Source organism: Bacillus sp. UNC125MFCrub1.1 (assembly GCF_000701305.1).
In the GTDB taxonomy this organism is placed as follows: Bacteria; Bacillota; Bacilli; order Bacillales; family Bacillaceae; genus Bacillus; species Bacillus altitudinis.
Genome location: NZ_KL370769.1, coordinates 282429 through 308040 on the forward strand (window position 1 = coordinate 282429; position 25612 = coordinate 308040).

A 25612-nucleotide genomic window follows, 5' to 3' on the forward strand; every position below is an offset into this window, starting at 1 on the left:
ATGATCAACCAGAAACCAGAATGGATACCGGAAGAAAAGCAGAGCCAAAAAACACGTTTGCATCAGTGGATGAAATCTCTTGGTTTTTCTACGTATGACTCATTCTATCAAGCCAGTATTGATCGCACAGACTGGTTTTGGAGAGAAGCGGAAAAGGCGGTCGGCATTCAGTGGAAAAAACCATATGAAGCGGCATTAGGTCACCACTCATTGATGTGGCCGAAATGGTATCAGGGCGGCACACTCAACATCACCGAAACGGCTGTGGACAAATGGGCAGAAAAAGAAGAGACGAGGCATCAGCCCGCCATCATTTGGAGCAATGAAGCCGGTGAAGAAAAGAAATGGTCATTTCTCGAACTTCAAGAGAAGGTGAGCCGTCTTGCAGCTGGCTTTTTGAAAGAAGGACTTCAAAAAGGGGATGTAGCCATCATCTATATGCCGATGCTTCCAGAAACGGTCGCCGTCATGCTTGCCTTTGCAAAGATTGGTGTGATTTTCAGCCCAGTCTTCTCAGGCTATGGAAGCGAGCCACTCGCTGTACGCATTCGTGCGTCAGGCGCATCCATTGTCGTCACAGCGAATGAAATGATGCGGCGAGGGAAAACGATCAACATGCGGGAATGTGTGGCAGATGCCATCAACAAAACCACAACTGTGCAAAAAGTGATTGTGCACACTTCCTCTCATACCGGATATCAGGGCGATGTCCTGCTGAATGATTTGTTACAAGAACAGCCGATCACCGGCGCGACCTATGTCACAAATGAAGACCCGCTGATGATCTTATATACGTCAGGCACAACCGGCACACCAAAGGGAGCCGTTCATACACACGCAGGCTTTCCGATAAAGGCAGCTTTTGATGCCGGGCTATGTATGGATGTGGCAAAAGGAGACCGGTTGTTTTGGCTGACTGATATGGGCTGGATGATGGGGCCATTCCTCGTCTTTGGCGGCTTGATCAATGGCGCTGCCATCGTTTTATATGACGGCGCTCCCGATTATCCAGATGAGCAGCAGCTCTGGTCATTCATCCACGAGAAGAAAGTCACTCATTTTGGACTTTCCCCTACATTTGTTCGTTCTGCGATGCAGCAATCGATTGATGGGGTCGAGTTACCGCATGTCAAAGCCATTATTTCTACTGGGGAGCCGTGGAATGAAGCTCCGTGGCAATGGTTATTTCACACCATTGGTCAAAAGAACATTCCCATCTTAAATTATTCAGGAGGAACCGAGGTTTCTGGTGGCATTGTAGGCAGTACGCTGCTTCGACCCATCAAACCGATTCTCTTTAATGCGGCGATCTTAGGAATGGCGGCAGATGTATACAATGAAGCTGGGCAAAGCGTGATGAATGAGGTAGGGGAGCTTGTGGTGAAAAAGCCATGGGTCGGCATGACATGTGGTTTTTGGAACGAACCGGAGCGTTATGAAGATACGTATTTCAAACGATTTGATGGTGTATGGACACATGGAGATTGGGTCATGCAAACAGAGGACGGAGAATTCCACATCACCGGCAGATCGGATGATGTCATTAATACAGCAGGGAAACGTATCGGGCCAGCTGAAATTGAATCCATCCTTACATGGCATCCTGCCGTGCATGAAGCCGCTGTGATTGGGGTAAAGGATGAGGTGAAAGGGGAGGCGCTCGTCTGTTTCATCGTGACCAGTCCGCATGCTTTTGAAGAAGCAGCCCTTATCCAAGAGCTTTCAGCCCATGTTGGTTCACATGCTGGAAAAGCGCTCACACCAAAAGAAGTTCATCTCATTTCAGCTTTACCGAAAACAAGGAATGGAAAAATTGTACGACGTTTACTTAAAGGGGCGTATGAAGAGCAGCCTTCACCCGATCTATCTTCATTAGACAATCCAGATGTATATAAGAGTCTGACCGAATACTTGAATAAGAGACAGAAAAAATAAAAAAGACAGGATAATTCCTGTCTCTTTTTATTGCACATGAAAATTCGTTCCATCTGTTGTCTCTTTCACAATCCCTGCACGAATGACAAAATCGCCGAAATGTTCATGTTCTTCTCGTTCTTTTGCGTAGCGGGGGAGAATAGAGCCAAGTTCTTTTAGAATGTCTTCCTCACCCACATTTTCACGGTATAATTTACTTAATCTGCTGCCATCAAATGCGGCACCAAGATACATATTATACTTACCAGGTGATTTTCCGATAAATCCAATCTCTCCAAGCGCATGACGAGCACAACCATTTGGACAACCAGTCATTCGAATGGTGATTTCTTTATCACTTAATCCGTTTTCTTCAACGATGTCTTCGATTTTATCAATCAATCGTGGAAGGTAGCGCTCTGCTTCAGCCATCGCTAAACCGCAAGTTGGCAAAGATACACAAGCCATTGAGCTGCGGCGCAGGGCGGAATGCTGCTGGCCGTCTGATAAACCAAACTTCTGAATGAGCTGTTCGATTTGTTTCTTTTTATGAGTTGTCACATTCCCAATGATTAAATTCTGATTGGCGGTTAGACGGAAGTCACCTGTATGAACTTTGGCGATTTCGCGGATGCCTGTCATCAGCGGATAATCATTATAATCTGTGATGCGTCCGCCTTCTACAAACATCGTATAATGCCATCTGCCATTAATGCCTTTTACCCAGCCATAACGGTCACCGTTATGATCAAAGTGATAGTCCTTTGCCTCTAAAAGAGTAAACCCAAGACGGCGCTCAAGTTCTTCTTTTACATTCTCAAGACCAAGGCGGTCCACCGTATATTTAAAGCGGGCATTTTTTCGCACGGAACGGTTTCCGTAGTCACGTTGAATGGTGATGACTTGTTTGGCAATTTCTACGACTTGTTCAGGTGTACAAAAACCGATGACCTTTGCAAGCTGCGGATAAGTCGCTGTATCACCATGCGTCATACCCATTCCGCCGCCAATTGCGACATTAAAACCGACCAGTTGATCGTTTTCGATAATGGCAATAAAGCCTAAATCCTGCGAAAAGACATCAATATCGTTAGCAGGAGGGACCGCCACACCAATTTTGAATTTCCTTGGCAAATAAAGCGGACCATACATCGGTTCAACTTCCTTATCTGGCGTTACCGCAACCTTTTCCTCATCAAGCCAAATTTCGTGATAAGCTCTTGTTTGCGGGAGCAGGTCATCACTTAATTTTTTCGCCAGCTCGTATACATCATGGTGCACTTCTGATTGATAGGGGTTTGAAGTACACATGACATTCCGGTTCACGTCGCCGCAAGCAGCAATTGTATCAAGCATAGTAGAATGAATGTCTTGAATGGTCTTTTTCATGTTCCATTTTAAAATACCGTGAAGCTGAAAGGTTTCACGAGTAGTCAGCTTTAACGTACCGTTTCCGTATTTGTGAGCAAGCTCATCCATCACAAGCCACTGCTTAGATGTGGCGATTCCGCCAGGCAGACGGACACGCAGCATAAATTGATAGGCAGGCTCAAGCTTTTGTTTTTGTCGTTCATTTCTCAGATCACGATCGTCTTGTAAGTAGCTGCCGTGATGCTTCATCAGACGGTTGTCATCATCAGGAATTCCCGCTGAAATCGGATCAAGCATCACTTCTTTTAACGTACCCCGTAAATAATCACTTTTTTCTTTGATTTCCTCTACGTCGCTCGGAGGTCCATCCGGCGCTGTTAATGCTGTCTTCACCATGTAAGTAAAAGCTCCTTTCTTTCAAGCATCAAATCAATAAACGTCACGCTGATAGCGTTTTTGTTGCTGTAAGTTGGCAAGATAGCTTTCTGCTTTTTCTTTGCTCATCGCACCTTCTTCTTGAATGATGGATAGAAGGGTATTGTGGACATCATGCGCCATATGCTTTTCATCTCCGCAAATATACACGTAAGCACCTTGCTCAAGCCATTCAAATAATTCTTTGCTTTGTTTCTTCATTTGGTGCTGGACATATACTTTTTCCTCAGTATCTCTTGAAAAAGCCACGTCCATTTTCGTTAAGACGCCGTCCTTTAACCACTTTTGCCATTCCGTTTGGTATAAGAAATCCGTCACAAAATGCTGATCACCGAAGAATAACCATGACTTTCCGTTTGCACCCAGTTCCTCACGCTCCTGCATAAATGAACGGAAAGGGGCGATGCCTGTGCCTGGTCCTACCATAATGATCGGTGCATCTGGATCTTGAGGAAGCTTAAAGTTTTGGTTGTGCTGAATATAAACAGGTAACGTATCACCTGGCTGCAGGCGCTCTGCACATAGAATCGAACAGACACCTTGGCGTTCTCTGCCGTGCGCATCATATCTGACAGCCCCTATCGTCAAATGAACCTCTTCGTCATTTGCTTTGAGACTGCTTGCAATGGAATAAAGGCGTGCAGGGATTTTTCTTAAAATGGACGTGAAATCTGCGGCGGTTCCTTCAAAAGGACCGAAATCACGAGCCGCATCTACTAAGTCCCGGCCTGCGATATATTCTTTCAGTTTTTCTTCGTTTCCTTCTTCTAAAAGGGCATGCAAGGATTCGCTTTTTGTCAGTTCAGCGATCTTTTGAAGAAGTGGTTTTGTTAAAACCGTGATCTCAAAATGCGAGGTGAGTGCGTCTTTTAAAGGAAGAGTGTCTCCATTTTTATGAACGGTGACGGATTCTTCTGCATTCCACCCGCATGTTTGAATCAGTTCGTCGACAAGCGCAGGATCATTTGTCGGATAAATGCCAAGGCTGTCACCTGGCTCATACACGAGGCCTGATCCTTCAAGAGAAAGCTCTAAGTGACGTGTTTCTTTATTAGATCCACGCCCATTTAAGTTGATATTTTCAAGAACTTCAGCATAAAAAGGATTCGTTCTTGAATATTCAGAAACGGCCGTACTGTTGGCTCCCGCTGATTCTTGCGGCAGTGAGACAGCTTCACCTTCACTCAAAGAAGAGGCAACACCTTGAAGCCATTCTGAAAACGGCTCATCATAATCAAGGTCACAGTCCACTCGGTCAAACAGGCGAGTACCGCCAAGCTCTTGGAAGCGTTCATCAAATTCTTTTCCTGTCTGACAGAAGAATTCGTATGAGCTGTCACCTAATGAAAGGACAGAAAAGCTTAAATGATCGAGCTTTGGCGCACGTCTGCCGTGAACATATTCATGGAACGAAAGGGCATTATCCGGCGGATCTCCTTCGCCATGTGTGCTGACAATGACCAGTAAATTGTTTATTTTTTTCAGATTATTCGGTTTAAAATCGGACATAGAAGAGAGCGTCACTTGAAAGCCTTTCTCTTCAAGATGCTGGGCTGTCTTTTTTGCTAACCCTTCGGAATTGCCTGTTTGCGACCCATAAAGCACGGTCACATCTTTGCTCACAGGCTGTACAGGTGCTGCGGCAGAAGGCGCCGGAGTGACAGCTTCTGAGCCGGCAAGCGCTGCCTGCGCTGATAAATAACCAGTAAGCCAAATTTTTTGCTGATCTGTTAAAGTCGGAAGCAGCTGATTGAGTAACTCTGCCTGCTCCTGGCTAAACGGACTGTTCAATACATGAAGTTGCAACAATATCCACCTCACAAGGAATATAAACATAGATTAATTCGATAGGAATTATATATATAGGTTCAATTTGAACTTTACCGAAAGTTTGCCATTAAGTAAAATATATAATATTGATTGTCATGATTAAGATTTCTAATAGCTGTGCAAGGTGAAATGAACATGTTTAGTCAAGGAGGTAATATGAGTATTATTAGAGATTTAGAAGATCCAAAAGTTAAGTTTAAGTTAGCAAAGAATGTGTCAATCCATAGAAAGGAATTAGAAAAATTAAATCTGAGTCAAATTTCTGATTTACGAATTTATGCGAAAGATAAATACGAAAGAGCTGCCAATTTTTCTACAAAAGCTTCAATTATTACAATAACAATTGTGCCAATATTTTTATTTTTGAATTCTTACTTTAATTCATATTTTAACTTTGGATTAAATTTTATTTCTAGAAAATACAATTCTAACGATCCGAAATTACTTGATAGCTCACATGAGCAGCAGAATGATTTTGATAAACTTTCATTCAGTATATTTGATACTTATTTATATTGTGCTTCAAGTATTTTAATAATTGTTTTTATCGTTCTTCTCATTAGAAGATTTGATGTTTCCAAAACAAATAAACTTTTCAATTTAATTGATGAAATATATTTAATGAAATTAAAACGAGAGGAAAAATTCCAAGAGGATTATAGACAATTGCAAAAGATAAGAGCTGTGAATTGGAAAGTAATCTCTTTTGGTTATTATTCTGATCGTTTAGAGATTTTGATGAAATCTCCAAATTTAAAAGAAGCTGAATTTTTTATGTTCTATGAATTAGACCATATTAAAGAAGTTGAAGTAATTTTGGGAATTAGTTAAAAATTAAATTCTCGATTATTCATCAAATAATACTCTTCTTATTGATAAGTATTATCATGATCTAATCATTATGGATAAGAATAAATAGGAGAGTATGAGATGTTCTTAAAATTCGAACTGGGTTCTTATTGTTAAATAAAGAAAGGAGAAAAACCTTAAGGTTTTTCTCCTTTCTTAAATTACGCCGTTGGAAGTCCCATCACAGCTTTCACTTCTAAATATTCCTCGATACCGAAGTCTCCCCATTCTCTTCCGATACCTGATTGCTTAAAGCCTCCAAATGGGGCAAAGTAATCTGTTTCTGCATTGTTAATGGTGATTTGACCGGCACGAATATGTTCAGCGACATATTTTAATGTTTTTTCATCTTGACCAACAACATACCCGGCAAGACCATACACTGTATCGTTGGCGATCTCAAGGGCATGATCGAGGTCTTGATACGTGATCACACTCATGACTGGCCCAAAGATTTCTTCTTGCGCAATGGTCATATCATTTTTCACATTGGTGAAAATGGTATGCTTGGCGAAATATCCTTTATCGATTCCGTCTGGCTTTCCAGTTCCCCCAGCAAGAAGGGTAGCACCTTCTTCGATTCCTTTTTCAATATAAGATTGCACCGTATCCCACTGCTTTTTAGAAACAAGCGGACCAGTAGCGTGATCTTCTCTCGGATCACCAACTGTAAACTTCGGCAGGGCGTTCAGCAGCGCTTTTTCAAACTTGCCTTTCATTGATTCTGGGATCAGCACACGTGTAGCTGCAGAACACACTTGACCTGTATTCATCGCAATATGATGAATGGCTGTTTCTGCTGCTTCGTCCACATCTGCATCGTCTAAGACGATAAGAGGGGATTTTCCGCCAAGCTCAAGTGCTACTTTCTTCACATTGTCCGCTGCGTTTTCCATAATTTTAGAGCCGACGGCACCTGATCCTGTAAATGAAACGAAGTCAATATCAGGGTGTGAGCTAATGCCGTCACCAATCACGTCACCCGTTCCGTTTACTAAGTTGAAGACTCCTTTCGGTACACCTGCTTCATCAATAATTTCTGCAAGAATCATCGCAGCAAAAGGGGTAATTTCCGCTGGCTTTAAGACAACTGGTGAACCTGCCGCAATGGCACCCGCAATTTTAAGAGATGTCTGATTCGTCGGGAAGTTCCACGGTGTAATCAATCCACTGACACCAATCGCCTCTTTTATAATCGTATGTCCACCACGATCTTCGGTAAATGTATAAGATTTCAGTGCTTCCGCTGCTTTAGAAAAATGTTCATAACCCATTTTGTAATGAACTTCTTCGGACACTTTCAGCGGTGCACCAAGCTCTTTTGTCATCACTTCTACAAGTTCATCCTTGCGTTTTTCGTACCCGCGCACAATGTTTTCCAGCATTTCTACTCGTTCATTTCGAGATGTTTTTGAGAAAGAAGGGAAGGCGGCTCGGGCTGCTTTGACTGCCTTATCTAAATCTTCTTTCGTTCCTAAACTAATGGTGCCAATGACTTCCTCTGTCGCAGGGTTAATGACCTCCGTCGTTTCGTTTCCTGTTGATGCGACCCATTCTCCATTAATAAAGTGTTTCTCTTGATTTCTCATTCTGACATGTCTCCTTTTTATGTGTGATTCAATCCATTATTTTGTTTTCAGCTGATATAAAACTGTACCCACTGTGAAAAATCTAAAACAGAGAAACTGCATAAGAAAAAGTTTCTGATATAATACGCAAAGTGGGACATATGTCCTTTTCAACATGAGGGCATCTATCATTTAATGGAACTAGACTGAAAAAAGAAGGAGCTTTTGAACGAATGAAAGGTGTTATTTTCGCATTATTAGGAGGCGCTTGTATTACACTGCAAGGCGTAGCCAACGCCAGAATTAGTCAAGATATCGGGACGTGGCAGGCGGCAACGATCACGCAGCTGACAGGGTTTATCATCTCTCTCGTCATTTTACTCATCGTACGGGATGGCCACTTTAAGGAATACAAAAAAGTGCAGCCTCTTTATTTAATTGGAGGTGCATTTGCAGCCATTATTATCTTTAATGAGGTCACTGCCATTCAAATCATTGGTGTGACACTCACCATCGCTGCTTTACTTATCGCACAGCTTGCGTTTACCTTTGCCATCGATGCAAAAGGATGGTTTGGTGTTCAGAAGAAAAAAATGAAATGGCCCCATTATGCAGGCATCTTTTTAATGATTGCAGGCGTCATCATCTTAAAACTATAAAGGAGGGCATCAGATGGAGGAGCTGCATGATGAATCTCTTTTTTCCTCTTATATGAAGACGCATCAGTTACAGAATGTCTTTCATCAAAAACTCATCTCACATGTGAGCTTGTGGCGCTATCAGCAAGGTGAGCTGATTTGTTCAAAAGGGGATAAAAGGGAGTATATGTACTTGCTGGTGAAAGGAAAATTAAAGATTTTCACCACCACAAAGGAAGGAAAAACGTTTATTCTTTGCTTTAAAAACCCTCTTGAAGCGATTGGAGATATTGAATACGTTCAGCAGACAGATATGGTCAATACAGTTGAAGCCGTTACAGAAGTACATATGCTCAGGATTTCTCATCAAGCCCTCATGCGGCATGCAAAGGACGATCCACGAGTTTTAGCCTTTTTGCTCAAGGGCATCACAAACAAATTTTATACAAAATCAAATGATTTAAGCTTCCACCTTTTATACCCTGTAGAGGTCAGGCTTGCAAGCTATTTATTGTCTGTTTTAACAGGTGATGATGACGCGCGTGCACGCACGCTTCGCCTCACGGATGCAGCGAGCTTAATTGGAACAAGCTACCGCCATATTAATCGGGTCATTCAGCAGTTCCAAGAAAAAGGACTGATTGAAAGGCGAAGAGGAAAGATTACGATTTGTGATCAAAAAGGGCTTTTAGAAATAGCAGAACACAACATTTATGAATAGAAGAAACGAAAGGACTTTTATATGATCATAGGAATAATATTAGCTGTCACTGCTGGGGCACTTGTCAGCTTACAAACCATTTTTAATAGTAAAGTCAATGAGCATACAGGCTCTTGGTCAACAACGACGCTAGTTCTAGGAATGGGCTTTATCGCTTCACTTTTGATGGGTCTTTTGTTAGAAGGAACCGGCATGTTTCAATTAAGGCATATGGAAGCCTGGTACTGGATAAGCGGAGCCATCGGGGTAGGCGTTGTCATCTGTCTTGTTCAGAGCATCAAACGTCTCGGTCCCACTTATGGAATCTCGATTGTTCTCACCTCCCAGCTAGGTTGTGCGCTTCTATTTGATTCGCTTGGCTGGCTTGGGTTAGAAAAAGTAACATTTTCTTTTACAAAATTATTAGGTGTACTTGTCATTGTAGCAGGAATCCTCGTATTTAAGTTAACCAAGCTTGAACCAGTAGAAGAGGAGCAGTCAAGAGAAAAAGGGCTGCCACAAAAGTAGCTGCCCTTTTATTTAAATCAACCGCCGCCATAAAACCGTTATGGTAGATAAACCAGTTAAAAGGAGCCTTTTCATGAAAGGCTTTTTTTTCTGTCCATCGTCGCTTGCTTTATATTCTGTTCGATCTTTCGCTACGAGAACACTATAAGCGATTTTTCGTTCGATTGCTTCCGTCAGAGATAACGCAAATGGTGCACTATCAATTACCAAAATCGATTCAGTATTTAAAAAGCTGGATCTTGCATCTAGATTATATGTTCCAATAATACTTAAGTTATCATCAATGACCATTGATTTGGCGTGAATTGAATACGGACCTTGATATTCATACAAATGAACACCTGTTTTCATGAGTTCCTTTTTCGTGCTTAAATATCCTGCAAATGCTAAAGGGTTTGGTGTCGCTGTAAGAGAATTCGTCACGACCGTCGTTTGAATATCACTTGGTAATGGCGTGAGTCCGTCTTTCATTGGCCGTGTCGGTATGACATAAGGCGTCTGGATCAGAACCGAACGCTTTGACCGCTGTGCGAGATCGTTTAACTTTTTCAAGACGAGCGGACGTTTATTTAAGCGTTCCACTGGATTTGTGAAAAATGCAATCTGCTTTGCACGAATGGCGTCTTTTGCCCAATCATATGTGGACGTCACAAAGGGTTCTTTTGTACGAATGGCTTCCTGATAAGATCGAAGCAGCTGTTTTCTTAGCTTTTTTCCTTTTTTCGCTTTTGCCTTGGAAAATACATCTTTCGTTCTTTTCGTAAAATCATGATTCCACAAATAAACGAAATACTGCTCCATTTCATCTAATACTTTTCCTTTTTTGGCGTTGTAGAGCAGCACATCTCGGTCATATGCAAAGTCTTTCGGCGGCTGATCTGCAAAGTATTTATCACCAATATTTCTGCCGCCCATGACAGCGACCCTGCCATCTGCCAAAAGAAGCTTATCGTGAAGGCGGTTATGCCACGTCCATGGCTTGAACAAACGAAAAGGCTCATAAAAACGAATGGCCATATTCGGGTGATTCGCCACAGCATAACGCAAATGCTTCAGCGGTCCACGCAGGCTATGGCAAATGCCATCTAACAACAGCTGAACTTTTACTCCTCGATCAGCCGCTTCCATTAAAGCACCAAGCACCCATTCGGCGGTTTTTCCTTTTTGAATGGAATAATAACTCAAACGAATGTTCTTTTTAGCCTCTCGAATCATTTGAACTCTCACTTGACCCGATTCAAACCCGTCATCAAGCAGCATGACTTGATTTATGCCTTGGTCGTCTCCTGAGATGGAAGAAGCTTTATAGATGCAATGTTCTTTACAAGTTTTTTGAAACGGTAAATAAAACAAGACAAATGCGGTCAAAAATACATACACCACATATAAAAGGATCAGAAAAAACAAGAATTGCAGCACAGTGATCAACTCCTTTCACACAAACCGTTCTTTTTCTTAGCTTATGTTAAAAACAAAATTTCACTCATCCAGCTTTCTAATAAAAAATACAGGATAAAAGAATCATCTTGTTTTCATAGGGCATTTAATTATAGTATGAAATGAGTAAGGGGGAATCGCATTGAATGAACCATTATTTAATATACCAAGTGATGTGTATCAAACGTTAAGTGAAACAGAACGTTATTTACTGCATTATATTCACCAGCATTTAGAGGATATCTCCACCTTATCCATCGTCACATTAAGTGAAAGAGCCAACGTGTCGACAGCGACCATTGTCAGACTGATGAAGAAAATCGGATACAATGGCTATACATCCTTTAAATATCGATTGAAACAAGAAAAGAAAATGACAGATGATAGTGATCAACTAAAAAATATTGACGAAGACATCAAACTAGCCATTCGAAAAAATGAAGAAGAGGTCTTAAAGACGATTCAACTGCAAAGTATTGGGCAAATTGAGGATGCAGTTCAAAAAATCCACGATGCGGACAAAATTTATATTTTTGGCAGAGGCTTTTCAGAGATGATTGCCAAAGAGATGACCATCAAATTGCAGCTCATCGGAAAAACATGTGAAGTTCATGACGACCCGAATATCATTCGGCTCAAATCGCGTGACATTGATAAAAACGAACTTGCCATCTTTGTTTCATTAAATGGAGAAACGTCTGAACTAGTGGAAGCCTGCCAAAACCTCAGTATGAAGCAGGTCACGACCATTACGGTCACAACGAGAATTGATTCTACATTAAGTAAAATATCAGATATGACACTCGTCGGATATAAAGGGGAACAATCATTCTTCCCAGATTATGAAGTCAGGTCTCGCCTGTCCCTTCATGTCATTGCCCGCATTTTACTAGACGCCTATGTGATTCGGATGAAATAAACACACAAAAAGCCTTCCACACTTTATGATGGGAGGCTTTTTACCGTGAAAACCTTTACACAATCTGAAAACATTTTCACTGAATCGTATGAGATACTTTCTTTAGAGAAAAGAAAGAAGGTGAAACCAATTGATTTATACCTGCACCTTAAATCCTGCTATTGACCTATATATTGCATTAAAAGAAATGCGGGCAGATACAGTCAACCGTACGGAAGATGAGGATTATCAGCCAAATGGAAAAGGTGTTAATGTCTCCATTATGCTAAAGAAATATGGCTTCACCAGCACTGCATTAGGATTTATTGCTGGGTTTTCAGGTTCATATATTGAACAATCGTTAAAAGATCTTTCCATTCAAACCGATTTTATCCCAGTGGATGGGATTACACGCATTAATGTATTTATTAACACAACGGAAGAATACAAGCTTGTGAATCAAGGACCTGCTATTGAGGCAAAAGCGCTTGATGCCTTTCGCGAAAAAATCTCGACCATTCCAAAAGGCAGCATCTTCATTATGTCAGGCAGTCTGCCTAAAGGCGTCCCTGCTAGCATTTTCTCAGAGATAGCCGCTATTTGTCATCAAAACAACGTGAAATTTATTTTAGACACAAGCTCTAAAGCGGTTTTAGAAACACTTCAATACAAACCATATTTACTAAAACCAAATGAAGAAGAGATGGCCGCATTTTTTGGAAAAACCCACCGTTTATCAGAAACAGAACTCGTTGAATCAGGGCGAAAGCTGATCGAGATGGGTGCAGAGCAAGTACTCATTTCCCGAGGAGGGGAAGGAGCACTATTCCTTACAAATGAAGCCGTATTAAAAGGAAATGCACCAATAGGAACGGTCGTAAATACGGCTTGTTCTGGTGATGCCATGCTCGCTGCATTCCTAAGTAAACAGCTGGAAGGACAACCTCATGAAGAATGCTTACGCTACGGCATTGCAACAGGGGCATCTACCGCCTTTTCAAAAGGGTTAAGTGATTTACATGACATTGATTCATTAATTGAGCAAATACACATTCAGAACATATAAGGGGGAGTTCACATGAGCCGCAAGAAAATTGTCGCTGCCACTGGCTGTCCAACAGGCATTGCGCACACATTTATGGCAGCTGAGGCATTAAAAATCGCAGCTGAGCAATTAGGGGTCGACATCAAAGTTGAAACGCATGGTCAAGTAGGAATTGAAAACGCTTTAACGGATCAAGACATTTTGGAGGCCGATGGGGTCATTGTCGCTGCTGACAAAGATGTGAATACAGATCGTTTTCACGGCAAACCACTCATTGAAGTACCTGTAGCAAAGGGTATTCGCACACCAAACGAACTGATTCAAGGCATTATCAATGGAGAAGCCCCCGTTCATCAAGTGAAAGGAAGAGCTTCTGGAACAGAAAAACCATCTGCGCCTTCATCAGCTCAACAAAAGTCAGCGAATAAGTGGATACACACCATCTATAAGCATTTAATGAACGGTGTATCACACATGCTTCCATTTGTTGTTGGGGGCGGTGTCTTAATCGCTTTATCTTTTCTATTCGGTATTTACTCAGCTGATCCTCAGCATGAAACGTATCATCCGTTCGCTGCCTACTTGAAAAACATTGGCGGGCTCGGCTTTAGCTTAATGGTGCCTATTTTAGCAGCATTTATCGCTGATTCAATCGCCAAACGCCCAGGGATGGTTGTCGGATTTATCGGCGGCCTGCTTGCAAACGATGGAGGCGCTGGATTCTTAGGTGGTATTATCGCAGGTTTTGCAGCAGGGTATATCATCGTACTTCTTCAATTCCTGCTTCAAAAATTACCAGCATCACTTGACGGATTAAAATCAATTTTCCTCTATCCTGTTATCGGTATTTTCTTAATTGGGGCTGTCATGACCCCGCTATTAGTTCCAATCACAGGGCTAAATCATTCATTAATGGATTTTCTCTCATCAGTTCAATCCACAAATCCATTGCTTTTAGGTTTAATTGTTGGAGCCATGTGTGGATTTGATATGGGAGGACCTTTTAACAAAGCAGCCTATGTCACAGGAACGGCTTTACTCGCAGAAGGTAACCTTTACTTCATGGCAGGGGTGTCAGCAGCATGTATCACACCACCGCTTATCATTGCGATTGCCACAACGATTTTCCGAAAACATTTTACACCACAAGAACGAAATGCTGGGATGATCAACTATATTCTCGGAGCGACTCATATTACCGAAGGAGCCATTCCATTTGCGGCCAAAAACCCAGTCGTTGTCCTGCCAATTATCATGTTTGGTTCCGCCATCTCTGCTATATTGACGTATCTCTTTGGCGTACAGGTTCCTGCTCCGCATGGTGGATTCCTTGTCCTTCCAGTCGTCACAGGCGCATTTCAGTGGGTGCTTTCCATACTTATCGGCTCACTTGTAGGTGCGATTCTATACGGACTTTACCGCAAGAAAATAGACAAACCCGCAGTTTAATAGGGAGGAAGAGAAATGATGGAACATATTTATATGAATCTACATGAAACGGCTTCTTCACAGGCTGGCGTTTTCGCAGCCATAGCTGACATTGCCTCTGAAGCAGGGATTTGTACATCTCCTGAGGCAGTCAAAAAAGGACTAGCTGAAAGAGAAGCTCTTAGTACAACCGGCTTTCAAGATGGATTTGCCATTCCGCATACACAGTCAGACGCCATTCAAGTACCGGCACTCGTCATCGTCCGTACAGAAACCGGAATCGAATGGGACGCTTTTGATGGGAAGCCTTGCTTTTTCTTCTTATCCTTGCTCATTCCAAAAAGTGAAGCAGGAACCACTCATTTACAAGCACTTTCTGCTCTTTCACGCGGATTAATGGATGAAACGAGACGACAAAAACTGCTCGAAACAAGAACAAATGAAGAAATGCTCACTTTATTAAAAACAGAGATTCTGACGAGAGAGGATGTTTGACCATGCCTTTACTTTCCACAACACCTATGCTTGAAGCAGCAAAAAAAGAAAAATACGGAATTGTCGCATTCAATGTACATTCCTTTGATAGTATTTACTGGGTACTCGAAACGGCAGCTGAATTAAAATCACCTGTCATTTTGCAAACAACGGTTGGCACGGTCCAATCGCTTGGCGCAAAAGCCATTGCAGATACAGTAAAGGCGGCAGCTGATCAATACCAAATCCCAATCGGCCTTCATCTCGATCATTGCACTGATTTTGATGTGATTCTTACTTGTATACGAGCAGGATATACATCCGTGATGATCGATGCTTCCATGCATTCATATGAAGAAAATGTACGCCGCACAAAAGAAGTGGTTGACCTTGCCTTAAAAGTAGGTGTGAATGTAGAAGCCGAGTTAGGCAAGGTAGGCGGGGTAGAAGATGATATTGTCGTGGATGAAAAAGATGCTGAAAAAGCCATTCCATCAGAATGCCGTCAATTTGTAGAAGAAACTGGTGTACCTACTTTAGCACCTGCGATCGGCACGGCCCACGGCATCTATAAAGGGGTGCCGGATATCGACTTTGACCGCATTGAACAAATTGCAGCGCTTGTCGATGTGCCGCTTGTCCTTCATGGTGGTTCAGCTGTACCAGATGAGGATGTCAAAAGATGTGTCGCACTCGGTATGGCAAAGGTCAATGTGTCCACTGAATTGAAAAATGCATACTCTGAAGCGATTCGTGATCATTTCTCAAACGAACCTGAAAGCTTAGATCCGCGTATGTATTTACAAAAAGCAAAACAAGCAGCCAAAGACATGGTCACATCTAAAATAAAGATCGTTGGCAGTGAAGGAAAAGCCCAACTTTTATATCAATAAGATGAAAAAAAGCAGAGCCGCATCGCTCTGCTTTTTTCACATTATTCGCTTTCTTTCATTTCATTTGATGTACGTACTCGTGCATTTCCCATAAATATGACCGTAATCGCCGCAAGTGCAATCGGGAATAAAGCAATCATAAATACATACGTAATACTTTGTGACATCGCATCAATCACTTTATTTAAAATATCAGGCGGAATTTGTGAGCGTGCCCCCTCTTGAAAAATGGCTTGTGGATCACCAACTGGAGAAGAAGCTCCTTTCATTCCGCTAAAAGCATCTGCTAAACGATTTGTCAGGACATTGGTTTGAATCGTTCCAAAAATCGTCACGCCTAAAGTCATCCCAAGTGATCTCATGAACGAATTGGTAGAATTAGCACTGCCGCGGTAGCGCGGAGAGAGATCATTCATTGAAGCAGATGGCAGAAGGGAGAAGCTAAATCCAACGCCAAAACCTGAAATCATCATAAAGAGCGTAAGCCACAATCTTGCTGTATCAGGCGACATATTGGCAAGCAGCAGCATCCCAGCAAAAAATGAAATCACAGAGATGGTCATTAATCGTCTAAAAGGTACTTTCGTCTGCATCGTTCCACCAATCATACTGCCAATCACGGAACCAATCATCATCGGTGTTAAAATGAACCCGGCACTTGTTGCAGATTCACCGTACACCGCCTGGACGAAGATAGGAATAAAGACAGCTAGAATAATAAACGTCCCGCCATATAAAAACGCCAAAATTTGAGATGTCGCAAACAAACGATTTTTAAACATCCAAAATGAAATAATCGGTTCTTCTGCCTTCCGTTCAACAATGAAGAAGATGGTGCCAAAGACAACAAACACAGCAAATAGTGTCAAGATTTGAACAGAATCCCATGCATACGATTTACCGCCAAGCTCAAGGGCGAACATTAAACTGACAACCGCAACGACAAGTGTAATGGCACCTGACCAGTCAATTTTCTGCTTGCGATGCTCAAGCGATTCTTGATAAAATTTGGCGATTAAGAATACACTGACGATACCAATTGGTACGTTAATATAAAACACCCAATGCCAGCCGATCGAATCCGTAATAATTGCTCCTAACAGCGGTCCTAATACACTGGATAGACCAAAAACTGCACCAAACATACCGGACATTTTCCCGCGTTTTTCTGGCGGGAAGATATCAAAGATAATCGTGAAAGCGATCGGAAGAAGAGCACCGCCTCCAAGTCCTTGAATCGCACGGTAAATAATGAGCTGATCCATTGTTTGTGCGATGCCACACAGCGCAGATCCAATTAAAAAGAAAATAAGTCCAAACAGAAAAAAACGCTTTCGACCATACATATCTGAAAGCTTTCCATAAATCGGCATACCGGCCATCACTGCCACCATATAAGAAGCAGTCACCCAAGCAAATTTATCAAAACTGCCCAAATCGGCGACGATGCTTCCCATTGCTGTTGCGACAATGGTGTTGTCCATCGCTGCCATAAAAATCCCTAACAGCAACCCGACGACAACAAAGCGAGTGGATGCCTTGCCTTTATGATCCACGTTATTCATTTCATTTACCTCCTGCTTACGTTCTCTTCTTATTTTTGCTATGATCAACTTAAATATAAAGTAAGAGAACATTTATCTTGATGATCAAGATAAATTGATTTTAAAGGGAGGAGAACAAGTTGTCAATAAAGAACGAGGCAGAAGATCGAGCGGACCAGATCATACATACGATGAGACGCCTTGCTACACGAACAGTCCTATTTCACCAAGCAGCTGCTCAATCGCTCGGCCTTTTCCCAACAGATCTCAAATCAGCAGATTTGTTAAACGAACTTGGACCACTCACAGCAGGTGAATTAAGTGAAAAAACCGGTCTCAGCTCAGGTGCGGTCACCGCTCTCATTGACCGGTTAGAAAAAGCAGGCTACGTCAAAAGGGAGAAGGACCCACAAGACAAGCGAAGAGTCATCATTGTTCCATTAACGGCTGGGAAATCACAAGTGAAGGAACTCTTTCTATCCTTATCGGCATCCACCAAAAAACTCACAAATGAATACAAACGAGAAGAATTAGACTTGATCATTCAATTTATTAACGAAGCAGCAGATATTATGGACCAAGAGCTACAATTGCTTAAGTCTAAGTCTTAAGAGAGCACAATGTTAAGGAGGTGCTTTTCTTTGAAAAATAAAATAGCGAGGATATGCTTCTGATCATTTACATATTAAGTACTGTTTTTGTATCTATATTCCTATTTAATGACAAACTTCGCGTTGGTAAAATTAACCTTGTCAATGAATAGGAAGGAGTGAATTCTTCTGGAGAAGATACTTGATGCAAAAGTACTGATAAATGCCATGGATGCAAGGGCAAAACACTATCAGGAACTCCGTGAACAAATGGTAGATTTAAAAAAGACACTTCAAGCCGTGGTAAACCTCGGTGATGATTTCACAGGAAAAGGTGCCGATAACATTAAAAGCTTCTACAAAGAACTTGCCGGAAATGTAGACATGTTTATCAGCTTCATCGATAAGCAAAAAGCCTTTCATGAAGGTGTTTCTGGAACGCTTGATGATACAAACTTTGGCGGCGATACCTTTGTAGAAGAACACTTTTTAGACAACGCTGTACATATGGGAATCAAAAATGCCAAAAGCATTGTAAAGGATCAAAAAAACGCACTCAAAACCATTTTTCAAGACATAGATGACCTCATTTCACTAGAAGTATTTGATAGCAAAACCTTTGACGAAAAAATAGAAGATGCAGAAGATGAACGAAAAAAAACAGTAAAAGATTTAAGAGAACTCGATCAAAATCTAAAAGATGAATATGCTTTGTCAGAGACTGAGGAGAAGGCTACAATGGCATTGTATGCAGAAATGATCAATGCCACAAATGACGGAAAATCCATTTCGCCTATGAATTTTGACAAGAAAGCGTATCAAAATAGCGAAATCTTCAAGGCAAAAAGCGATATTGAGAAGCAAACTTCTGAATATCTAAAAATCAAAAAAGATCAAGAAGAAGCCCGCAAGATCGCAAAGGAACAAAAAGCGCTCGCCAACCGTCCTTGGTATGAAAAAGCCCTTGATTATGGGGGAAACATTGTCAATGAGCTAACCGGTGTGAATGATGCAAAACGAGCCGCAACAGGCATTGATCCAATAACAGGCGAGGAACTCACGGCAGGCCAACGAGTCGCTGCAGGTGGCATGGCAGCAGCAGGCTATATTCCAATCGTCGGTTGGGCAGGACGCATTTTCAAAGGCGGAAAGGCCGTCTATAAAACAACTCAAGCCACGTCAGCTGCAGTCAGGGCAGTGGACATTTACAAGACGTCACAAAAGTCTTTTAACGCCTTAAAAACATCGCAAAAAGGTTTATATGGCCTCACCACAACAAACGGCTTCAACGAAGCAATTACAGGTAGAGACATGTTTGGAAATAAGATCTCGAAAGAACAGCAGGAAGCGAGTATGAACGCCGCGCTTGGAATGCTTTTGCCGATTGGGGCGAAGGGGTTTCATGGGAAGATGGGGTTAAGTTCTCAAAGTCCAGAAGGATTTAATCGAAAAAGGGCTTTGCGACACGCTAAGGATTTAGGGGGGATACCTAGGTCTCAACAGCCTACTCGTCAATGGCAAGTAGGAGATAATGTTTTTAAGAAAGGGCAAGAACATCGTAATTATGAGTACAGTTCTAACCATACTCACCATGGCCGGTACTATGAATTTGATACCCCAAAAGGAAAAAGAGTTATAGTGCAACATACTAATGATGGAAAATTACACACTCACGCAGGGAAACCAAAAGAGGGTGCTGATCCATTTAATTATGATTTTAAAAAAGAAAGATATTCAAATATATATGGACCAAATGGTGATCACCATATCTATTACAATGAATAACGAGGAATGAAAAATATGGCATATAAAAATGAAAAAATACAGAAAAAAATTGCTTTGATGAATGCTAAAAAGAAAATACAACAATTAGCATATATTGAGGTAATTGATTTTGAAGATGATACTTCTCAATGGCTAAATTTATGTGAAACAGTATTAAAACAATTTCGCCAAATAGATTCAACACCTTCCGAAATATTAACAAATACAGACAAAGACTCGATTATGACTTGGTTAAAAAATTCATTAGATTTTCTCAAAGAGAAAAACGAATGGTTTATTTTAATTGAAAATGACCCTTTTCCTGTTTGGGCAAATGTAAAAGCTTTAGATTTCGATAAGGCAATTGAAGAAATTTGGCTATTTTCAGAGAATCATAGCATCATTGTAGCAGATAAAATAACAGGTAAAATTGCTCAAATATTTTCAGAAGAAAAACACTTTGAACTTCATATTGGAAACTGCGCAATTTAATTGTAAGCAAGATTAATTGATCAAAGAGCAGAACCACAACCTGAAAGCTCTCGTTTGACATTCATTAGGTTAGCAAACACCACTACTTTGTTTTCTATGAGATGAAGGTTTTTAAACTCGCTATTTAAACTGATAATTTTAATGATGATAGGTGATTCAATGAATGAGAGCTCTAGTTATTTAAAAAAGTTAGAAGATTTTTTAGGTGGGACATTTCATCAGGATATTGATTCACCAGAGGAAGCGTTAGATGAGTTTATCCATGAAGCTAGCAAAGAATGTCTGCTGTCCACTATAAAGGATTGTCAGGATTTTTCGAATAGTCCTTTAACAATACAGGAAAAAGAAAGCTTTATCGAAAATAATGCAGAAATCTACTTTCCGGCGATCTCATTAAATCCTCTACAGTGGTTTGATAAAGTAATAGAGGAAATGAAAGAAGCAGTGAAAATGAAGTAACAAAATGAATCTTGATTGTCTTTATGCCTTTTAAGGTTTTTGTGTTTGTTGCGCTTCAAACCGAATAAAACCGAAACAAAGGCTATTGGCCCTGTGATGAATGTCCGTTTTATGCAGTATATATGGGTGAATCAAGAACGTGAAAGGCATTGAGAAATATTAAAATATAGGCATTTAAAAAGATTTACCAGGACATTTATGACCTCATTCCTTTCATAATAAAAGAAGACAAAGAACTCTTTGGATATAAGTTTAAAAGCACACTCATACGGGTGTGCTTTTTTGACGAAAAAACAGCACCCAAAACCTGCACAACATTTACTGAAAACATTTGGACTTCTTTGACGCATGCGAGTTGATTAGACTTATAACCAAAGGGAAGAGGGGAGGGATTCCAACTGCACTTAACCAAAAGGGGCACGACTTTATTATCGATGCTGCTTCACACGACCACTTATCTATCAATTGAAGATTTACAGAATCGACTGAATGTCTCTACTCGAACGGTCTACGCTGAAATCAAACGAATGAATAGCTGGCTGGAAACCCATCAGCTTAGTGGCGTCCAGCGAAAAGATCAACGAGGCTACTATTTACATCCACACGAGAGAGAAGTCATTATCGAAAAAGCTGAGACTGTTCTTGTCGGTCATGACTATGAACCATGTGTGAAAGAAAGACGTGCCATCTTGCTCCTATCCATTGCATGCAGTGAGAAGCATCTAAAAATTGATGATTTTATGGAGATGACGAAGGTAAGCCGCAATACACTGCTTGAAGATATGAAACAACTAAAAGAAGCACTTTCAAAACAGCAGCTTACACTTCATTATCAGGCGGCCAGTGGCTATTTAATTTCAGGAGAAGAAAGAACAATTAGGTTGGCGCTGAAACCTTATATTCATTTCATTCGCACCATGATAAAAAATGAAAAAACGTTTCCATCGGTTTGGTTAAAGGGGCCTATCTCATATAAGAGAATACATGATCTCCTTCAACAATCCGAACAAGATCTGAAGCTTGAGTTTGCAGATGATATGCTGGATCAGCTGTCTATGGATCTCTTTTTCTACTTTAAACGGATGAAGCTAGAACGTGCTGTACACATTTCAACAGAAGAAAAACGGACATTGCAGGAAACAGATGAATGCTTGGCTGCTATTCGTTTCATGGCGCAAATTCAAAAAGAAACCAGTCTTTTGGTTCATGATGATGAAATCTATTTTCTTAGCACCTTATGGCTCAGTGCCAAAAAACAAAAACTTCCAACAAGTCAAAAACCAGAAGAACATCTCATTCGAACCATTGCGAGACAAATGATCATGGACTTTCAGCGTTATGCGTGTATTTCCTTCCAGGAAGTAGAAGTCTTGGAACAAAACTTAACCATGCATTTAATTCCGGCCTATTATAGGCTCATCTATCACATTGAGATCATCAATGAATTAACAGATTCCATGAAACATGCACAGCCAGAGGTGTTTGACATCACGCAAAAGGTTGCTTGCCATTTAGAGAAGGCAGCCTGTTCAAAGATGAGCGATCATGAAATTGCCTATGTGGCGATGCATTTTGGCGGCTGGATGAGAAGAGAAGGGATTTCATCGATTGCGAAACGTTCTGTTTACATTGTCTGCGGAGAAGGAATTGGCACCAGTCACATGCTGAAAACGCAGCTTCTTGAATTAATCGGCTACATCGACATACGCGGACTGTTATCAAAACGTTCATATGAAGAATTAACATCCATTGATGCCGACTTTGTTGTGTCAACGACACCTATATCGTTTAAAGGAAAACCTGTTCATCTCGTGCACCCGATTCTCACTGCTTATGAGAAAAAAACATTGCTTCAATATGGAGAAGGCTCAGAACCTAAGCTTGATGAGCACCATGTGAATGCTTTATTCAATATCATTCAGCAGCATACCATCGTTCAAAATGAAAAAGCATTGCTTCATGACCTGAAGGAGCTGCTTCATCCGACATATGTATCACACCAGAAAGGGTGGAAACCAGTGTTAAACGATTTATTAACAGAAGAAACCATTCAGCTCCAGCAAACAGCAGACACATGGCAGGAGGCCATTACAAAAGCAGCGCAGCCTTTGCTTGATCAACAAGCGATTCAGGAAAGTTATGTGAAAGCGATGATCCAGTCTGTTCATCAAAATGGCCCTTATATTGTGATTGCGCCACAAGTGGCGATTCCGCATGCCAGACCAGAAGATGGCGTGAACAAATTAAGCATGTCACTTATGTCATGTCATCAGCCCGTTTCCTTTTCAAAGGATGGAAAAAAGCAAGTTCGGCTCATCATTGTATTAGCTGCCATTGACAGTATGACCCACCTGAAAGCACTCAAACAGCTGACGATGCTGTTAAGTGAAGAAAAACGGGTGAGACAATTGATTGAAGCAGAGGAATTAGCAGCCATTCAACAATTAATCAATCGATTTTCACAAGTATAAAGGAGGAAAAAGAGAATGAAAAAAATTCTAGTTGTATGCGGAAACGGTTTAGGAAGCAGCTTTATTGTTGAAATGAATGTCAAAAAAGCATTAGAAGAATTAGGACTTTTAGCGGAAGTGGATCACACCGATCTCAGTACAAGCAAAAATGAACAAGCAGATCTTTATATCGGAGCAACAGATATTATCGATCAGCTGGATGACGGCACAAGAAAGGTCGCTGGATTAAATAACTTGTTAGACCAGGAAGCCATTAAAGACGTCCTTCGTAAACACATATAATCGACGGAAAAAGGGGGATTCACATCATGATAGAACTGATCATGAACGATATATTGGGCACACCCGCAATTCTCATCGGTTTGTTTGCACTCGCTGGTTTACTTTTGCAGAAAAAGTCAGCTGCCGATACTGTATCAGGCACCTTAAAAACAACAATGGGTTTTTTAATATTAGGAGCGGGCGCCACAGTCGTATCTGATTCACTTGGGGTTTTCAGAAAGATGTTTGAAGCAGCCTTTCACATTCAAGGGGTTGTCCCAAATACTGATGCCATGGCGGCCATTGCCCAAAAGGAATTCGGTACACAGACAGCGCTTATTATGATTTTTGGTATGGTGGTCAATTTGCTTTTGGCAAAATTCACACCCTTTAAATACGTCTTTTTAACTGGTCATCATACGCTATATATGGCGGCTATGCTTGCAGTCGTTCTGTCAACAGCTGGCATGCAAGGAACGCTGCTGATCACCACTGGTTCAATCGTATTAGGTGCAGCAATGGTCATTGCTCCCGCAATCCTTCAGCCGTTTACAAGGAAAGTCACTGGAAATGATGATCTGGCGCTCGGTCATTTCAGTACGTTCGGCTATTTTACAGCGGGAATGATCGGCAAATGGGTCGGGCGCCCAGAGAAATCAACGGAAACCATTCAAGTGCCTAAATCACTCGGTTTTCTAAGAGATACATCGGTGGCCATCTCCATTACGATGGCTTTGCTTTTCTTTGCGATTGCACCGTTTGCGGGAATTTCATTCATAGAAAACATTAGTGGTGGTACGAACTTTGCTGTCTTCATTCTCATTCAGGCCATTACCTTTGCTGCTGGGGTGTACATTATTTTAGCAGGTGTACGGATGGCAATCGGGGAAATTGTGCCTGCTTTCAAAGGGATTGCCGATCGTTTCGTCAAAGGGGCAAAGCCGGCACTTGATGCACCAACTGTTTTCCCATTTGCTCCAAATGCAGTGATCATCGGTTTTTTATGCAGTTTTGCAGGAGGCATCGTGTCTATTTTCCTTCTTCCTTTGTTTGGTTTAACTGTCATTGTTCCTGGACTTGTGCCACACTTTTTCTGCGGTGCGACAGCGGGCGTATATGGCAATGCAACGGGGGGAGTGAGAGGTGCAGTCGCCGGTTCCTTTGTGAATGGAATACTCCTTTCATTTTTACCAGCTTGTTTACTCCCTGTGTTAGGCACTCTTGGCTTTGAAGGGACAACATTTGGCGATACAGACTTCGGTATCATCGGAATATTGATTGGATTGATCAAATTTTTATTTCATCTTTAAAAAGGAGGCATTTCAGGATGACAGCTATTTTCTCACCTTCATTGATGTGCATGGATTTAACACACTTCCGTGAACAAATTCAGCTTCTGAACACAAGGGCAGACCGTTATCATGTCGACGTCATGGATGGTCATTACGTAAAAAATATGACCTTATCACCCTTTTTCATTGAACAACTTCGGAAACTGACAGACGTTCCGATTGATGTTCATCTAATGGCCGAACAGCCTCAGGAATTTTTAATTGATGCATGTATTGATGCAGGCGCAACGATGATTTGTTTACATCCAGAAGTGGTGCAAAAAGACGTTTTTCGAATCATTCGGCATATTCACGAAAGAAAGTGTGAGGTCGGCTTTGTTCTCAATCCCGCCACACCAGTTGCAGCATTAGATGCTTTTATTCATTTAATAGACCGGGTGACGATCATGACAATTGATCCAGGGTTTGCGGGTCAGCCTTTTATCAAAGAAATGCTTCCGAAAATGAAAGAGGTGAAAGAAATCAAAGAGAAGGGGGGATACTCATTTTCAATTGAGGTAGACGGCTCTTGTAATGAAAGCACGTTCCGGTTGCTTGCTGAGGCAGGAAATGAAATTTACATCATTGGCACTTCAGGTTTATTTGGCCTTCACGAAGAATTAGATAAAGCATGGGAAATAATGAAGCAATTGTTCGCAAAAGAAACAGCCACAATGAAATCACCTTAGTAA

At 41.4% G+C, this 25612-nt stretch carries 22 protein-coding genes and 1 pseudogene; 18 read left to right on the top strand and 5 right to left on the bottom strand.

The annotated features are described in order from the left end of the window. On the top strand, window positions 1-1935 hold the full coding sequence (locus N521_RS14230; protein ID WP_035391844.1) for an AMP-binding protein: 1935 nt from the start codon (window positions 1-3) through the stop codon (window positions 1933-1935). 27 nt (window positions 1936-1962) lie between these two features. Here the strand turns inward: N521_RS14230 and cysI are convergent, their stop codons facing one another. Together cysI and N521_RS14240 are read right to left on the bottom strand one after the other, a co-directional pair. Beyond that, window positions 1963-3681 (bottom strand): assimilatory sulfite reductase (NADPH) hemoprotein subunit, encoded by a 1719-nt coding sequence (cysI, locus tag N521_RS14235; RefSeq protein WP_035391846.1) that lies wholly within the window; start codon window positions 3679-3681, stop codon window positions 1963-1965. Between the two features lie 33 nt (window positions 3682-3714). Next, window positions 3715-5526 carry an assimilatory sulfite reductase (NADPH) flavoprotein subunit gene (locus tag N521_RS14240; protein ID WP_035391849.1) on the bottom strand — a complete coding sequence of 604 codons (1812 nt, stop codon included), beginning with the start codon at window positions 5524-5526 and terminating at the stop codon, window positions 3715-3717. A 159-nt stretch (window positions 5527-5685) separates the two neighbouring features. On the opposite strand from N521_RS14240, the gene N521_RS14245 reads away from it, so the two are divergent. Beyond that, a complete protein-coding gene (locus N521_RS14245) occupies window positions 5686-6381 on the top strand; it encodes a hypothetical protein (RefSeq protein WP_142759405.1) in 696 nt (231 codons plus the stop codon). 179 nt (window positions 6382-6560) lie between these two features. Here the strand turns inward: N521_RS14245 and N521_RS14250 are convergent, their stop codons facing one another. Continuing rightward, window positions 6561-7988, bottom strand: coding sequence for an aldehyde dehydrogenase family protein (locus N521_RS14250; RefSeq protein ID WP_035391854.1), 1428 nt, complete (start codon window positions 7986-7988; stop codon window positions 6561-6563). Between the two features lie 212 nt (window positions 7989-8200). Here N521_RS14250 and N521_RS14255 point away from each other — a divergent pair, with 212 nt between their 5' ends. Genes N521_RS14255 through N521_RS14265 form a run of 3 tightly spaced genes read left to right on the top strand, consistent with a single transcriptional unit; the run spans window position 8201 to window position 9833 of the window. Further along, a complete protein-coding gene (locus N521_RS14255; protein ID WP_008343684.1) occupies window positions 8201-8626 on the top strand; it encodes a DMT family transporter in 426 nt (141 codons plus the stop codon). A 13-nt stretch (window positions 8627-8639) separates the two neighbouring features. Continuing rightward, window positions 8640-9326 carry a Crp/Fnr family transcriptional regulator gene (locus tag N521_RS14260; RefSeq protein ID WP_035391856.1) on the top strand — a complete coding sequence of 229 codons (687 nt, stop codon included), beginning with the start codon at window positions 8640-8642 and terminating at the stop codon, window positions 9324-9326. Window positions 9327-9347: 21 nt separating this feature from the next. Then, window positions 9348-9833, top strand: coding sequence for a DMT family transporter (locus N521_RS14265; RefSeq protein WP_024718278.1), 486 nt, complete (start codon window positions 9348-9350; stop codon window positions 9831-9833). A 12-nt stretch (window positions 9834-9845) separates the two neighbouring features. Here N521_RS14265 and N521_RS14270 read toward each other — a convergent pair whose 3' ends face one another. Then, a complete protein-coding gene (locus N521_RS14270) occupies window positions 9846-11252 on the bottom strand; it encodes a phospholipase D-like domain-containing protein (RefSeq protein WP_035391859.1) in 1407 nt (468 codons plus the stop codon). A 160-nt stretch (window positions 11253-11412) separates the two neighbouring features. Between N521_RS14270 and N521_RS14275 the strand changes: the two genes are divergently transcribed. The 5 genes from N521_RS14275 to N521_RS14295 all read left to right on the top strand — a co-directional run bounded on the left by N521_RS14275 (window position 11413) and on the right by N521_RS14295 (window position 16008). Then, on the top strand, window positions 11413-12189 hold the full coding sequence (locus N521_RS14275) for a MurR/RpiR family transcriptional regulator (protein WP_007499235.1): 777 nt from the start codon (window positions 11413-11415) through the stop codon (window positions 12187-12189). 130 nt (window positions 12190-12319) lie between these two features. Continuing rightward, window positions 12320-13234 (top strand): 1-phosphofructokinase, encoded by a 915-nt coding sequence (gene pfkB, locus N521_RS14280; RefSeq protein WP_035391863.1) that lies wholly within the window; start codon window positions 12320-12322, stop codon window positions 13232-13234. 12 nt (window positions 13235-13246) lie between these two features. Beyond that, the gene (locus tag N521_RS14285) at window positions 13247-14662 is read left to right on the top strand and encodes a PTS fructose transporter subunit IIC (RefSeq protein ID WP_035391864.1); all 1416 of its coding nucleotides are present in this window, start codon (window positions 13247-13249) and stop codon (window positions 14660-14662) included. Between the two features lie 15 nt (window positions 14663-14677). Next, a complete protein-coding gene (locus tag N521_RS14290) occupies window positions 14678-15136 on the top strand; it encodes a PTS sugar transporter subunit IIA (protein ID WP_019744150.1) in 459 nt (152 codons plus the stop codon). Between the two features lie 2 nt (window positions 15137-15138). Then, window positions 15139-16008, top strand: coding sequence for a class II fructose-bisphosphate aldolase (locus N521_RS14295; RefSeq protein WP_035391866.1), 870 nt, complete (start codon window positions 15139-15141; stop codon window positions 16006-16008). 43 nt (window positions 16009-16051) lie between these two features. Here N521_RS14295 and N521_RS14300 read toward each other — a convergent pair. After that, a pseudogene (locus N521_RS14300) lies at window positions 16052-17573 on the bottom strand (MDR family MFS transporter); the annotation flags it as partial. A gap of 170 nt (window positions 17574-17743) precedes the next feature. On the opposite strand from N521_RS14300, the gene N521_RS14305 reads away from it, so the two are divergent. From N521_RS14305 to alsE, 8 genes are all read left to right on the top strand, one after another. Beyond that, the gene (locus N521_RS14305) at window positions 17744-18163 is read left to right on the top strand and encodes a MarR family winged helix-turn-helix transcriptional regulator (RefSeq protein WP_051632391.1); all 420 of its coding nucleotides are present in this window, start codon (window positions 17744-17746) and stop codon (window positions 18161-18163) included. A gap of 168 nt (window positions 18164-18331) precedes the next feature. Beyond that, a complete protein-coding gene (locus N521_RS14310; protein WP_035391874.1) occupies window positions 18332-19927 on the top strand; it encodes a T7SS effector LXG polymorphic toxin in 1596 nt (531 codons plus the stop codon). Between the two features lie 15 nt (window positions 19928-19942). After that, a complete protein-coding gene (locus tag N521_RS14315; protein WP_051632386.1) occupies window positions 19943-20398 on the top strand; it encodes a hypothetical protein in 456 nt (151 codons plus the stop codon). Window positions 20399-20557: 159 nt separating this feature from the next. After that, on the top strand, window positions 20558-20857 hold the full coding sequence (locus N521_RS14320) for a contact-dependent growth inhibition system immunity protein (RefSeq protein ID WP_035391876.1): 300 nt from the start codon (window positions 20558-20560) through the stop codon (window positions 20855-20857). 398 nt (window positions 20858-21255) lie between these two features. Further along, on the top strand, window positions 21256-23328 hold the full coding sequence (locus N521_RS14325) for a BglG family transcription antiterminator (RefSeq protein WP_269320984.1): 2073 nt from the start codon (window positions 21256-21258) through the stop codon (window positions 23326-23328). A gap of 15 nt (window positions 23329-23343) precedes the next feature. After that, complete coding sequence (locus N521_RS14330) at window positions 23344-23610, top strand: PTS sugar transporter subunit IIB (RefSeq protein ID WP_017359544.1); 267 nt, start codon at window positions 23344-23346, stop codon at window positions 23608-23610. A gap of 26 nt (window positions 23611-23636) precedes the next feature. Further along, window positions 23637-24899, top strand: a complete 1263-nt coding sequence (locus N521_RS14335; RefSeq protein WP_025207436.1) for a PTS ascorbate transporter subunit IIC — start codon at window positions 23637-23639, stop codon at window positions 24897-24899. Between the two features lie 17 nt (window positions 24900-24916). Next, on the top strand, window positions 24917-25609 hold the full coding sequence (gene alsE, locus N521_RS14340) for a D-allulose 6-phosphate 3-epimerase (protein ID WP_008343724.1): 693 nt from the start codon (window positions 24917-24919) through the stop codon (window positions 25607-25609). The last annotated feature ends 3 nt before the right edge of the window (window positions 25610-25612 follow it).